The following is a 12,459-nucleotide window of genomic DNA, read 5'->3' on the forward strand; positions in this document are numbered from 1 at the left end:
TCAGCCATCGATATGGACCGAATAGCCAAGCCCGCGCACCGTGCGGATCGGGTCGGCCTCGGGCGCGATGACGCGCAACTTCGCGCGGACCGTCTTCACGTGGGTATCGACGGTGCGTTCGCCGGATTCCAGTGCGTCGCCCCACACCCGGTCCATCAGCCGCGCGCGGTCCAGCACCGCGCCGGGCCGCGCCAGCAGGGCTTCCAGCAGGCCGAATTCGTAGCGGGTCAGGTCCAGCAGCACGCCGTCGAAGCGGACCCGGTGCCCGGCCGCGTCCAGCTCGAAACGCCCCAGCCGGCGCCAGCCACCATCGTCCGCGGCCACCTGCCGGCGCAGCCGCGCACGCACCCGCGCCACCAGCTCGCGCGGCGAGAACGGCTTGGCCATGTAGTCGTCGCCGCCCAGTTCCAGCCCCAGCACGCGGTCGAGTTCGGCATCGCGCGCGGTCAGGAACAGCACCGGCACCTCGCTTTCCTTGCGCAGCGCGCGGCAGACATCGAAGCCGCTGGCGTCCGGCAAACCGACGTCGAGGATCACCAGGTCGATCCCGCCGCGCCGCAGCCGCGGCAGCACCTGGCCGCCCAGCAGCAGGTGTTCGGCGGCATAGCCTTCGGCACGCAGCGCGTAGAGCACGGTCTCGGCGATGGCGTGCTCGTCTTCGGCCAGCAGGATAGTCGTTGTCGTCGGCATGCGCGGCATCCTAGCCGAGGACGCCATGGCGTTTGCGTGGCGGGTGTGAAGTGGCGGTCGATGCGACAATCGCGGCATGAACTACCGCCACGCCTTCCATGCCGGCAACCACGCCGACGTGCTCAAGCATGTCGTGCTGCTCGCCCTGTGCGACGCCCTGACCGCCAAGCCCGCCGCCTGCTTCGCCCTGGATACCCACGGCAGCCGCGGCCTGTACAAGCTGGACGGCGAGGCCGCGCAGAAGACCGGCGAGGCGCAGGACGGCATCGCCCGCCTGCTGGCCGAGGCGCCGCGCAATCCCGCGATCCAGCGCTACCTGGCCGCGATCAAGGCCTGCCGCCAGCAGCACGGCGCGCATGCCTATCCCGGCTCGCCGTGGCTGCTCGCCCATGCGCTGCGCGAGCAGGACCGGATCGCCGCCTGCGAGCTGCACCCCGAGGAAGCCAATGTGCTGCGCGACAACTTCGCCGGCGATCCACGCATCGCGGTGCATGCGCGCGACGGCTATGCCGCGGTCAAGGCCCTGCTGCCGCCGAAGCACGGGACGGTGAAATTCGCCCGCGGCCTGGTCCTCATCGACCCGCCCTACGAGGCGCAACTGGACGAATTCGACGCCGCCCTCGCCGCCATCCGCGAAGCGCTGGCGCGCTGGCCGCAGGGGATGCTCGCGCTGTGGTACCCGATCAAGCTGCGCCGCGCCCTGCAGCCGTTCTACCGCAAGGCCGCCGCGCTCGATGCCAAATCCGCGCTGGTACTGGAACTGCTGGTGCGGCCGGACGATTCGCCGCTGCGCATGAACGGCAGCGGGATGTTGCTGCTCAACGCGCCCTGGCAGTTCGATGCGGCGATGGCGCCGGCGCTGGACGCCATGCGCGCCGCATTGGGCGAAGCCGGGGCGGCATCGCGGAGCGAGTGGCTGCGCAGCCCGGCCTGATGCTCAGGCCTCGCCGTCGTCCTTCTCTTCCGGCTCGAAGAAGCTCCACTGCACTTCCGGGAACGCGGCCTTGAAGTCGCGCTCGATCGCGTCGATCCGGCGCGCGATGCCCGCGTCGTCGCGCATCCGCGCCTGCACCGAGACCATCGCCCGGGTGCCCAGCTGCAGCGTGATCAGGCTGTAGAGCGCGGCGATTTCCGGGCGCGCCTCGAGGAAACGGCGCATTTCCTCCTGCCGGCGCGGATCGATGCTCTGCCCCACCAGCATCGCCTTGACCTCGATCGCCACGAACACCGCCACCACCACCAGCAGCACGCCGATCGCCAGGGTGCCGACCGCATCCCACAGCGGGTTGCCGGTGGCGATGCTGAGCGCGATGAAGGCCAGCGCGACGGTCAGTCCCAGCAAGGCGGCGATGTTCTCGCCGACCACCACGATCAACTCCGCGCTGCGGCTTTCGCGGAACCAGCGCCACAGGCTGCGGCCCTGCCGCTCCGCCGCGGCTTCCTGCAGGCAGGCATGGGTGGAGTACGCCTCCATCGCGATCGAGAACAGCAGCACGCCCACCGCCCATTGCCAGTTTTCCAGCGGTTCCGGGTGGGCCAGCTTGTGCAGGCCCTCGTACAGCGAATACATGCCGCCGATGGTGAACAGCATCACCGCGACCAGGAACGACCAGAAATAGACTTCCTTGCCGCGCCCCAGCGGATGCTCCGGCGACGGCGGGCGCTTCGCCTGCTTCATCCCGACCAGCAGCAGCACCTGGTTGCCGCAGTCGGCCAGCGAATGCACGGTTTCGGCCAGCATCGCGCCGGAGCGGGTGAACCAGGCCGCCAGCCCCTTGGCCACGGCGATCGCCAGGTTGGCGCCCAGCGCCACCAGCACCGCCTTGGTGGAATCGCCATGTCCGGACATCGTGCGCGCTCGTCCTGCCGAAGTGGGGTCAGAGTGGAGTTTCGCATGCGAAACTCCACTCTGACCCCACTTCCCCCCGATCATGCCCTCTTCCAGCTTCTTCGCCCTGTTCGACGACATCGCCACCCTGCTCGACGACGTCTCGGTGATGACCAAGGTCGCCACCAAGAAGACCGCCGGCGTGCTCGGCGACGACCTCGCCCTCAATGCGCAACAGGTCAGCGGCATCAAGGCCGACCGCGAACTGCCGGTGGTGTGGGCGGTGGCCAGGGGCTCGATGGTCAACAAGGCGATCCTGGTGCCGGCGGCGCTCGGCATCGCCGCCCTAGAAGCCTGGCTGCGCGGCAAGGGTTACGACGTGCCGCTGATCACCCCGCTGCTGATGCTCGGCGGCGCCTTCCTCTGCTACGAGGGCGTGGAGAAGCTGGCGCACAAGTTCCTGCACAGCCGGATCGACGATGCCCACCACCACGCCGAACTGGTGCATGCGGTCAGCGACGCGTCGGTGGACATGCTCGCGTTCGAGAAGGACAAGATCCAGGGCGCGGTGCGCACCGACTTCATCCTGTCCGCGGAGATCATCGTGATCTCGCTGGGAACGGTGGCCAGCCAGCCTTTCCTCAACCAGCTCGGCGTGCTGGTCGCGATCGCCCTGATCATGACCGTGGGCGTGTACGGCCTGGTCGGCGCCATCGTCAAGCTGGACGACCTCGGCCTGCGCCTGGCCCGCGAGGGCGCCGGCAAGCTGCGCACCGCGCTGGGCAACGCCATCCTCGCCTTCGCCCCCCGCCTGATGAAGTTCCTCTCGGTCGCTGGCACCGCGGCGATGTTCCTGGTCGGCGGCGGGATCCTGGTGCACGGCGTGCCCAGCCTGCACCACCTGGCCGAAGCCGCCCGCGGCCTTCCGCCGGGCTGGCTGTGGGAAAACCTGTTCAATGCCGCGGTCGGCATCGCCGCCGGTGCGCTCGTCGTCGCTGCAGTGATGCTGGTGCGCCGCCTGCGCGGCAAGCCGGCGCACTGAGCCGCCATACCATCCCCACCGGTATGGAGCGGCGGCCGCCAGGGCCAGCCATGTTCCATTCATATTTTTAACCTCGATGCAGCGATGATCCCCGGATGACCGCCCGCAACCGCATGCCCCCGTGGCACGAGAACGTCCGCCTCAACAACGGACGCGAGGTCCTGATCCGCCCGATCCGCCCCGAAGACGCGGTGACCCTGCGCGCCGGCTTCCCCCTGCTGCAGCCGGACGAGGTGCGCCAGCGCTTCCTGCATCCGATGAAGGAACTCAGCGTCGAGCAGGCCGAACGCCTGACCCGGCCCAATACCCGCCGCGAGTTCGCCCTGGTCGCCGCCGAACCGCTGCCGCCGGGCGAAGCCCTGGTCGGCGCGGTGGCGCGGATCGTGGTGGACGACGACGGCCAGGCCGGCGAATTCGCCATCCTGGTCAGCCACTACATCAACGGCATGGGCCTGGGCCGCCACCTGATGCGCCGGCTGGTGCGCTGGGCCAAGGGCCGCAAGCTGGAACGCGTGTACGGCGACGTGCTGGAGTCCAACCTGCCGATGCAGGCGCTGGCCGCTTCGCTGGATTTCCGCCGCGAGGCCGGAGAATCGCCCGGCCTGGTGCGGATGGTGCTGGACCTGCCGAAGCCGAAACCGCGCACCCCGCCGATCCCGCCCGCATTGATCGCCGGCTGAGCGCACCCGCCGCGCTAAAATCGCGGTTTCGCTCCATCCAATCCGACCACCCAAGCGCTGGCGCACCGCGTCCGGCGCGGATGCCTATTGCATGTCGCCCAGCAGCAACCCGTTGTCGATGCCGGCTCTCCCGTTGAACGTCCCGCTGCCGCGCAGCGGCCAATCGCGCGCGTACTGGCGTGCGCCGGCTTCGACCAGCGCGCTGGCCGCCGCCATCGCCAGCGCCGCCGCGCAACACGCCGCCCCGCTGCTGGTCGTCGCCCGCGACAACCATGCCGCGCACCAGCTGGAAGCCGACCTGCACACCCTGCTCGGCGCGGATGCCGCGCTGCCGGTGCTGACCTTCCCCGACTGGGAAACCCTGCCCTACGACCGCTTCAGCCCGCACCCGGACATCGTCAGCCAGCGCCTGGCCACGCTGGCGCGGCTGCCGGACCTCAAGCGCGGCATCGTCGTCGTCCCGGTGGCGACCCTGATGCAACGGGTCGCCCCGCGCGGCCACGTGATCGGCAACCGCTTCGATTTCCGGCTCGGCCAGCGGCTCGACCTCGACAACGAGAAACGCCGGCTCGAATCCGCCGGCTACCGCCACGCGCAACAGGTGTTCGATCCCGGCGACTTCGCCGTGCGCGGCGGCCTGCTCGACGTGTATCCGATGGGCGCCGACGCGCCGTTCCGGATCGAACTGCTGGACGACGAGATCGAATCGATCCGCGCCTTCGATCCGGAATCGCAGCGTTCGCTTGAGAAGATCGACCGCATCGAACTGCTGCCCGGCCGCGAGGTGCCGCTCGACGATGCACCGGTCAAGCGCGCACTGGATGCGCTGACCGAGCGCTTCGACATCGACACCCGCCGCAGCGCCCTGGTGCAGGACCTGAAGGCCGGCCTCGCGCCCGCCGGCATCGAGTACTACCTGCCGCTGTTCCATGCCGGCACCGCGACCCTGTTCGACTACCTCGCCCCCGACACCCTGCCGGTGCTGGGCGATGGCGTGTCCGAAGCCGCCGACCACGCCTGGGCGCAGATCGGCCAGCGTTACGACCAGCTGCGCCACGACATCGAACGCCCGCTGCTGGCGCCTGCCGAACTGTGGTTGTCGCCGGACGCGCTGCGCGAAACCCTCAACCGCGGCGAACGCATCGAGGTCTGCGACGCGCAGCATGCACGCCATGCCGAAGCCCACGCCCTGCCGCTGCAACCGGCGCCGAACCTGCCGTTGGCGGCAAAGGACCACGCACCGGCGCAGGCGTTGCGCGACTTCCTGGCGCACTACCCGGGCCGCGTGCTGGTCGCCACCGATTCCCCCGGCCGTCGCGAAGCGATGCTGGAAGTCTTGCAGGCTGCCGAACTGAAACCGGCGGTGCTCGCCGACTGGCCGGCCTTCGCATCGAACGATGCACGCTTTGCCATCGCGGTGGCGCCGTTCGACGACGGCTTCGCGCTGGATGCGCCGCCGCTCGCCGTCCTCACCGAACGCCAGCTGTTCCCGGAGCGCGCCTCGCAACCGCGTCGCCGCAAGCGCGCCGGCCGCGAACCCGAAGCGATCATCCGCGACCTCGGCGAACTCTCGCTGGGCGCGCCCATCGTCCACGAAGACCACGGCGTCGGCCGCTACCGCGGCCTGCTGTCGATGGACATCGGCGGCATGCCCGGCGAATTCCTCGACATCGAATACGCCAAGGGCGATCGCCTGTACGTGCCGGTGGCGCAGCTCGACCGCATCAGTCGCTATTCCGGCGCCAATCCCGATACCGCGCCGCTGCACAACCTCGGCGGCGAGCAATGGGCGAAGGCGAAGAAGAAGGCCGCCGAGAAAGTCCGCGACGTCGCCGCCGAACTGCTGGAAATCCAGGCGAAACGGCAAGCGCGCAAGGGCTTGGCGATCGACGTCGACCGCGCGATGTACGAGCCGTTCGCCGCCAGCTTCCCGTTCGAGGAAACCCCGGACCAGCACGCCGCCATCGAAGCCGTCATCCGCGATCTCGCCTCCTCGCAACCGATGGACCGCGTGGTCTGCGGCGACGTCGGCTTCGGCAAGACCGAGGTCGCGGTGCGCGCGGCATTCGTCGCCGCAGCCGCCGGCAAGCAGGTCGCGGTGCTGGTCCCGACCACCCTGCTGGCCGAGCAGCATTACCGCAATTTCCGCGACCGCTTCGCCGACTGGCCGCTCAAGGTCGAGGTGCTGTCGCGCTTCAAGAGCAAGAAGGAAATCGAAGCCGAACTGCAGAAACTCGCCGAGGGCAAGCTCGACGTGATCGTCGGCACCCACCGCCTGCTGCAGCCGGACGTGAAGTTCGCCGACCTCGGCCTCGTCATCGTCGACGAGGAACAGCGTTTCGGCGTGCGCCAGAAGGAAGCGCTGAAGAAGCTGCGCGCCAACGTGCACCTGCTCACCCTGACCGCGACGCCGATTCCGCGCACGCTGAACATGGCGATGAGCGGCCTGCGCGACCTCTCCATCATCGCCACCCCACCGGCGAACCGCCTCGCCGTGCAGACCTTTGTCCACGCCTGGGACGAAGCCCTGCTGCGCGAAGCCTTCCAGCGCGAACTCGCGCGCGGCGGCCAGGTGTACTTCCTGCACAACGACGTCGAAAGCATCGGCCGCATGCACGACGAACTGCAGGCGCTGGTGCCCGACGCACGCATCGGCATCGCCCACGGGCAGATGCCGGAACGCGAACTCGAGCGGGTGATGCTCGACTTCCACAAGCAGCGTACCAACGTGCTGCTGTGCTCGACCATCATCGAATCCGGCATCGACATCCCCAACGCCAACACCATCCTGATCAACCGCGCCGACAAGTTCGGCCTAGCGCAGTTGCACCAGCTGCGCGGCCGCGTCGGCCGTTCCCACCATCGCGCCTACGCCTACCTGCTGGTGCCCGACGGCCGCAGCATCACGCCCGACGCGCGCAAGCGCCTGGACGCGATCAGCTCGATGGACGAACTCGGCGCCGGCTTCACCTTGGCCACGCACGACCTGGAGATCCGCGGCGCCGGCGAACTGCTCGGCGAGGATCAATCCGGGCAGATGGCCGAAGTCGGCTTCAGCCTCTACACCGAGCTGCTGGAACGCGCGGTCGCCTCGATCAAGCAAGGCAAGCTGCCCGATGTCGATGATGCGGATCGCCATGGCGCCGACGTGGACCTGCATGTGCCGGCGCTGATCCCCGACGACTACCTGCCCGATCCGCACGCGCGGCTCACCCTGTACAAGCGCATCAGCGCCGCCCGCAACGCCGATGCCCTGCGCGAACTGCAGGTGGAGATGATCGACCGCTTCGGCCTGCTGCCGGATGCGGCCAAACACCTGTTCGCCACCGCCGAGCTCAAGCTGGACGCAACCCGCCTCGGCATCCGCAAGCTCGACCTCGGCGACAAGGGCGGGCGCATCCAGTTCGTGGAGAAACCCAACGTCGACCCGATGGCGGTGATCCGCCTGATCCAGGGCCAGCCGAAGCACTACAGGATGGATGGCCCGGACAAGCTGCGCATCAGCCTCGACATGGCCGACGCCGCCACTCGCTTCAACGCCGCACGCGGCTTGCTGGCGGCCCTGCAACCGGGAGGGTAAAAGCGGGGTCAGAGTCGACTTTTCCGCTGAATTTCCTGACCAGCCCCACCATTGAATAAAAGTCGACTCTGACCCCACTTTTCCTCGCTATCCTTCGCCCCATGCGCATCGCCCTCCTGTTCGCCTGTACGCTGCTTGCCGGTTGCGCCATGCCCGTGCGCGATGCCGGCCAGGCCGCGACCTTCTTCATCGTCCGCCACGCCGAAAAGGTCGACGCCAGCCGCGATCCCGACCTGAGCGAATCCGGCCGCATGCGCGCGCAAGCCTTGGCCACCCGCCTCGCCGATCGCGATCTCGCCGCGATCTACGCCACCGAATTCAAGCGCACCGGCCAGACCGCGGCGCCGACAGCGACCGAACACGGCATCGCGATCACGCCCTATCCCGCCGCACGACCCGCCGCCGAGTTCGCCACGCAACTCAAAGCCGCGCATCCGCACGGCAACGCGTTGATCGCGGGCCACAGCAATACCGTGCCCGCCATCGTCGCCGCCCTCTGCGCCTGCGACGTCGCGCCGATGCCCGACCACGAATACGACCGCCTCAGCATCGTCACCATCGATGCCGACGGCCACGCACGGCTGACCGTCGAACGCTACGGCGCCGCCTCGCCCGCGCCATGAGCCACGCGCTTCCGCAATGGCAGGGCGATACCGCCGCCCTGCGCGCCCTGCAAAGCGAACGCGCCACGCAAGTGATATTGCGCGACGCGTTCGCCAAACCGCTGCGCACCATCGCCGGTTTCGACGTCGGCTTCGAGGACGATGGCGCCACCACCCGCGCCGCCGCGATCCTGCTGGATGCCGACACGCTCGCCATCATCGACCAGCAAGTCGCGCGCCTGCCCACGCGCATGCCCTACATCCCCGGCCTGCTCAGCTTCCGCGAACTGCCGGCGCTGCTCGATGCGCTGGCGATGCTGAAACACGCGCCCGACCTCGCCTTCATCGACGGCCACGGCATCGCCCATCCGCGCCGGCTCGGCATCGCCGCGCATTTCGGCGTGGAAACCGGCATCCCCAGCATCGGCGTCGGCAAGACGATCCTGGTCGGCGAAGCGCGCATGGCCCTGCACGAGATGCGCGGCGCGTTCACCCCGCTGCGCGACGGCCGCGAACAGATCGGCTGGCTGCTGCGCAGCAAGCCCGGCTGCCTGCCGCTGATCGTTTCCCCGGGCCACAGGGTGGCGATGCCGTCCGCGCCGGAACTGGTGATGCGCTACGTGACCAAATACCGCCTGCCCGAGCCCACCCGCCTGGCCGACCGGCTCGCCTCGCGCCGCGACCGCGGCGATGGAACCACCGATGAACGCGACGATTGAACCTCGCACCGCGTTCATGCCGATGCCCCTAGGCTTCGGCTTCCTTCCATCGCGAGCCACGCCATGATCCGCATCGCCCGCCTCCTCGCCCTCGCCCTGCTCAGCGGCTGCGCAGCACTGCCCAATGGCGCGGCGCCCGCCGCCGACGGCAGCACCGTGGCCCTCGGCCTCGGCCAGAGCACCCTGCTCGCCGACGACAGCCTGCTCACCTACACCCGCCTGGTGAACGACTCGCGCTGCGCCCCCGACGTGCAATGCGTCTGGGAAGGCGATGCCGAGATCGCCCTGCAATGGCGCGCCGCCGGCGGCGGCAGCCAGGAGCTGCGCCTGCATACCAGCGGCAAGGCCGGCGCGGCCTCCGCCCGCGCCGGCCACCGCACCATCACCCTGACCGCGCTCGAACGCGGCATCGCCCCCAGGGCCAGCCTGCGCATCGACCGCGTCGACTGACGCCACGGCTCAGAAGCAGTCCAGCGGACTGGTCGCCGCCCGCGCCGCATCGCGGACGTGGGTGTAGACCATGGTGGTATCGAGATGCCGATGCCCCAGCAATTGCTGGATCGTGCGGATGTCCGTGCCCTGCGCCAGCAGATGGGTCGCAAACGAATGCCGCAAGGTATGCAGCGAGGCATGCCGATGGATACCGCAGGCCTGCAGCGCGGCCTTGAACGGCGCCTGCACCGTCGACGGCGACACATGCCAGCGCAACCACTGCCCGGTCTCCGGGTTGTGGCGCACCACGCTCGATGCGAACAGGAACTGCCAGCCGAACGCCCGCGACGCGCCGGGATACTTGCGCGCCAGCCGGCCGGGCAACGGCGCATGCCCGCGCCCCTGCAGCAGATCCTGGCGATGCAAGGCCAACCGCCGCAGCGCCAGCTTCTGCAACGGCGCCGCCAACCGCTTCGGCAATACCGTGATCCGATCCTTCGCGCCCTTCCCGGAACGCACGGCGATCGCGCCGCCGCGGAAATCGATATCCTGGATGCGCAAGGCGATTCCCTCGCCGACCCGCATCCCGGTGCCGTACAGCAAGGCCGCGACCAGCCGCGGCATGCCGCGCATCGCGTTCAATGCTGCGCGCACCTCCGCTGCCGACAACACCTCCGGCAGCCGCTCCGGCCGTCGCACCTGCCGGCGCCGCGCCTCCAGCGCCGCCGCCTCCACTTGCATCACGTGCCGGAACAGGAACAACAGCGCGTTCAAGGCCAGCAGGTGCGAACTCGCGGCGGCTTCGCCCCTCTGCACCAGGTGGTCGAGGAAGCGGATCGCTCCCGCGTCCGTCGACAAGCCGGATCGACCCGCCCCATGGAAGCGCAGGTAGCGCATCGCCCAGTGCGCATAGGCGGCCTCCGTGCGGCGGCTCAGGTGCCGCGCGCGGCATGCTTCCCGCAATCCCGCCAGCAGATCCTGCCCGTCGCCCCGCCCCGCTTCGTCCCTACCCGTTCATCGTCGCAGCCCTCTCGTGGTGGAAAACCACGAGCCTAGTCCCGCGCACGCAACCGCACTAGCGATCCAGCGGACTCAACACCGCATGCGGCCCGCGATTCAGCACATGCGTGTAGATCTGGGTCGTCGCCACGTCCTTGTGCCCGAGCAATTCCTGGATCGTGCGAATGTCGTAGCCCGCCTCCAGCAAATGCGTCGCGAACGAATGCCGCAAGGTATGCGCGGTGACGTGCTTGACGATGCCGGCCCGATCCCGCGCCCGCTTCAATGCCCTCGACACGAACTCCGCATCGACATGGTGCCGGCGTTCGCGGTCGTCGCGCGGGTCCTGCGAACGCCGCAACGCCGGGAACACGTATTGCCAACCGAAGTCGCTCGGACCGTTCGGGTACTTCCGCGCCAGCGCGTTCGGCAACCACACTTCGCCGAAGCCCGCCCGCAAATCCGCCCCATGCAGCACCCGCGCCCGCTCCACCTCCGCCTGCAATGGCTCCACCAGGCTGCGCGGCAGGATCGTGCGCCGGTCCTTGCCGCCCTTGCCGTCGCGGATGGTGATCTCCCCGCGCGCGAAATCGACATCCTTGACCCGCAGGCGCAGGCATTCCATCAAGCGCATCCCGGTGCCGTACAACACCGCCGCCAGCAGCCACGACCGGCCTTCCAGCTGCGCCAGCAGGATCCGGATCTCCTCCTGCGCCAACACCACTGGCAGCTTGCGGGCACGCTTGGCCCGCGTGACCTCCTCCATCCAGTCCAGCCGCACCCGCAACACGTCCCGATAGAGGAACAGCAATGCCGACAACGCCTGGTTCTGCGTCGAAGGCGAGACCTTGCCCTCCACCGCCAACCGGGTCAGGAACGCCTCGACCTCGCGATGCCCCATCTCCGCCGGATGCCGCAAGCGATTCTGCAAGATGAACCGCTTGATCCACCCCAGATACACGGTTTCGGTACGAAGACTGTAGTGCCGAGTCCGCAACCTGAGCCGAACATCGGCCACAAGCGCCGAAATCCGCGCCAACTGCGCCTCCCCGACCGGCGGATCGAACCCCGCCACTACCGCCGGATATCCCGCACTTTCCACCATATAAAACATAGAACCGCATCCACGCCGGATTTGCAGACAAGCATGCCGCCGCCCGTCGCCTCCATCGTTCGGCAAGCCACTGATCCTGGGGTAGGATTTCAGCCAGCGTCGATCACCCCATCATGAATCGAATGGGCCTATCCCGACCATTCATTTACTACTAGGCGTTAGGCATTGATGACAGTGTTCAGTGCGATCGGCATTTCTTTCGTGGTACTGCTGGCTGCGCTCGGGTGTTGCCCTTCGCTTTTCTCGCTTCCTTTTCTGCTGTACGTCAGGAAGCAGCGCCAGCCGCATCACACCGATTATTTCCGCAGCGCCATTGTTCTTCACCTCATTGCACTTAGTTTTCTTGCGTCATTGGTGGCTCTGTTTGTTGTTGCGCCAGAACCGGGTGGCATAGGCTCTATGGGATTGCCGCTCTACGTGGCCTGCGCCGCTGCATGTTGGTGGTTGCACGGCCTCGCCAAGTCTCGGGAAGGGCTTGCCTTTCAAAAGCGACGGCTCAATGCCTAACAATTCGTTCAAGCCGAGTCCGCTTCGCGGCCTCGGACCATGGCAGCTATGATTAGGCCATTGCCTCGGCCGCTCCGCTGCCCGGCTTAACTCAGGCGTTAGGCGGCGCCAGACAAAGATCTTGTAATCGTGAGTAGTGGCATCACACGGCATCGCAACCTGCGGTTCTCGTCGGCCACAGACTCCGTGCAGCCTGAGAGCGGCTGCACTCCGTCTGCGGTCGCAAGTCCTGGTGAACAGCATTGCAGGCGCACAGAACCAGTTCT

General features: G+C 68.3%; 12 protein-coding genes. 8 read left to right on the plus strand and 4 right to left on the minus strand.

Annotation, left to right across the window (positions count from 1 at the left end; all coding sequences use genetic code 11):
- Positions 1 to 690 carry a two-component system response regulator CreB gene (gene creB / locus FHQ07_RS03465; protein WP_139715362.1) on the minus strand — a complete coding sequence of 230 codons (690 nt, stop codon included), beginning with the start codon at positions 688 to 690 and terminating at the stop codon, positions 1 to 3.
- A gap of 76 nt (positions 691 to 766) precedes the next feature.
- Between creB and FHQ07_RS03470 the strand changes: the two genes are divergently transcribed.
- Positions 767 to 1,624, plus strand: coding sequence for a 23S rRNA (adenine(2030)-N(6))-methyltransferase RlmJ (locus tag FHQ07_RS03470; RefSeq protein WP_139715363.1), 858 nt, complete (start codon positions 767 to 769; stop codon positions 1,622 to 1,624).
- Between the two features lie 3 nt (positions 1,625 to 1,627).
- On the opposite strand, the gene FHQ07_RS03475 is transcribed toward FHQ07_RS03470, so the two are convergent.
- Positions 1,628 to 2,539, minus strand: a complete 912-nt coding sequence (locus tag FHQ07_RS03475) for a cation diffusion facilitator family transporter (RefSeq protein WP_139715364.1) — start codon at positions 2,537 to 2,539, stop codon at positions 1,628 to 1,630.
- An 82-nt stretch (positions 2,540 to 2,621) separates the two neighbouring features.
- On the opposite strand from FHQ07_RS03475, the gene FHQ07_RS03480 reads away from it, so the two are divergent.
- The 6 genes from FHQ07_RS03480 (at position 2,622) to FHQ07_RS03505 (ending at position 9,591) form a co-directional block, all read left to right on the plus strand.
- Positions 2,622 to 3,560, plus strand: a complete 939-nt coding sequence (locus tag FHQ07_RS03480) for a DUF808 domain-containing protein (RefSeq protein ID WP_139715365.1) — start codon at positions 2,622 to 2,624, stop codon at positions 3,558 to 3,560.
- A 95-nt stretch (positions 3,561 to 3,655) separates the two neighbouring features.
- Positions 3,656 to 4,240 carry a GNAT family N-acetyltransferase gene (locus FHQ07_RS03485; RefSeq protein WP_139715366.1) on the plus strand — a complete coding sequence of 195 codons (585 nt, stop codon included), beginning with the start codon at positions 3,656 to 3,658 and terminating at the stop codon, positions 4,238 to 4,240.
- A gap of 118 nt (positions 4,241 to 4,358) precedes the next feature.
- Positions 4,359 to 7,820, plus strand: coding sequence for a transcription-repair coupling factor (gene mfd / locus FHQ07_RS03490; protein ID WP_240703581.1), 3,462 nt, complete (start codon positions 4,359 to 4,361; stop codon positions 7,818 to 7,820).
- Between the two features lie 101 nt (positions 7,821 to 7,921).
- A complete protein-coding gene (locus FHQ07_RS03495; protein WP_139715368.1) occupies positions 7,922 to 8,443 on the plus strand; it encodes a phosphoglycerate mutase family protein in 522 nt (173 codons plus the stop codon).
- The gene (gene nfi / locus FHQ07_RS03500) at positions 8,440 to 9,141 is read left to right on the plus strand and encodes a deoxyribonuclease V (protein ID WP_139715369.1); all 702 of its coding nucleotides are present in this window, start codon (positions 8,440 to 8,442) and stop codon (positions 9,139 to 9,141) included. Before FHQ07_RS03495 ends, nfi begins: the two co-directional genes overlap by 4 nt.
- A gap of 63 nt (positions 9,142 to 9,204) precedes the next feature.
- Positions 9,205 to 9,591: a hypothetical protein gene (locus FHQ07_RS03505; RefSeq protein ID WP_139715370.1), complete on the plus strand. Its 387-nt coding sequence runs from the start codon at positions 9,205 to 9,207 to the stop codon at positions 9,589 to 9,591.
- A 9-nt stretch (positions 9,592 to 9,600) separates the two neighbouring features.
- On the opposite strand, the gene FHQ07_RS03510 is transcribed toward FHQ07_RS03505, so the two are convergent.
- Both FHQ07_RS03510 and FHQ07_RS03515 read right to left on the minus strand, forming a co-directional pair.
- Entirely contained in the window at positions 9,601 to 10,536 is a 936-nt protein-coding gene (locus tag FHQ07_RS03510; protein ID WP_206202344.1) for an integron integrase, read from the minus strand.
- A 112-nt stretch (positions 10,537 to 10,648) separates the two neighbouring features.
- Positions 10,649 to 11,611, minus strand: coding sequence for an integron integrase (locus tag FHQ07_RS03515; protein ID WP_240703582.1), 963 nt, complete (start codon positions 11,609 to 11,611; stop codon positions 10,649 to 10,651).
- Between the two features lie 243 nt (positions 11,612 to 11,854).
- On the opposite strand from FHQ07_RS03515, the gene FHQ07_RS03520 reads away from it, so the two are divergent.
- Complete coding sequence (locus tag FHQ07_RS03520) at positions 11,855 to 12,193, plus strand: hypothetical protein (protein WP_139715372.1); 339 nt, start codon at positions 11,855 to 11,857, stop codon at positions 12,191 to 12,193.
- The last annotated feature ends 266 nt before the right edge of the window (positions 12,194 to 12,459 follow it).

Origin of the sequence: Thermomonas aquatica, assembly GCF_006337105.1 — a bacterium.
GTDB lineage: Bacteria > Pseudomonadota > Gammaproteobacteria > Xanthomonadales > Xanthomonadaceae > Thermomonas > Thermomonas aquatica.

Bases quoted from the DNA above. Each gene is read 5' to 3' on its own strand.
- creB (WP_139715362.1), bottom strand. From the start codon at position 690: ATGCCGACGACAACGACTATCCTGCTGGCCGAAGACGAGCACGCCATC.
- FHQ07_RS03470 (WP_139715363.1), top strand. From the start codon at position 767: ATGAACTACCGCCACGCCTTCCATGCCGGCAACCACGCCGACGTGCTC.
- FHQ07_RS03475 (WP_139715364.1), bottom strand. From the start codon at position 2,539: ATGTCCGGACATGGCGATTCCACCAAGGCGGTGCTGGTGGCGCTGGGC.
- FHQ07_RS03480 (WP_139715365.1), top strand. From the start codon at position 2,622: ATGCCCTCTTCCAGCTTCTTCGCCCTGTTCGACGACATCGCCACCCTG.
- FHQ07_RS03485 (WP_139715366.1), top strand. From the start codon at position 3,656: ATGACCGCCCGCAACCGCATGCCCCCGTGGCACGAGAACGTCCGCCTC.
- mfd (WP_240703581.1), top strand. From the start codon at position 4,359: ATGCCGGCTCTCCCGTTGAACGTCCCGCTGCCGCGCAGCGGCCAATCG.
- FHQ07_RS03495 (WP_139715368.1), top strand. From the start codon at position 7,922: ATGCGCATCGCCCTCCTGTTCGCCTGTACGCTGCTTGCCGGTTGCGCC.
- nfi (WP_139715369.1), top strand. From the start codon at position 8,440: ATGAGCCACGCGCTTCCGCAATGGCAGGGCGATACCGCCGCCCTGCGC.
- FHQ07_RS03505 (WP_139715370.1), top strand. From the start codon at position 9,205: ATGATCCGCATCGCCCGCCTCCTCGCCCTCGCCCTGCTCAGCGGCTGC.
- FHQ07_RS03520 (WP_139715372.1), top strand. From the start codon at position 11,855: ATGACAGTGTTCAGTGCGATCGGCATTTCTTTCGTGGTACTGCTGGCT.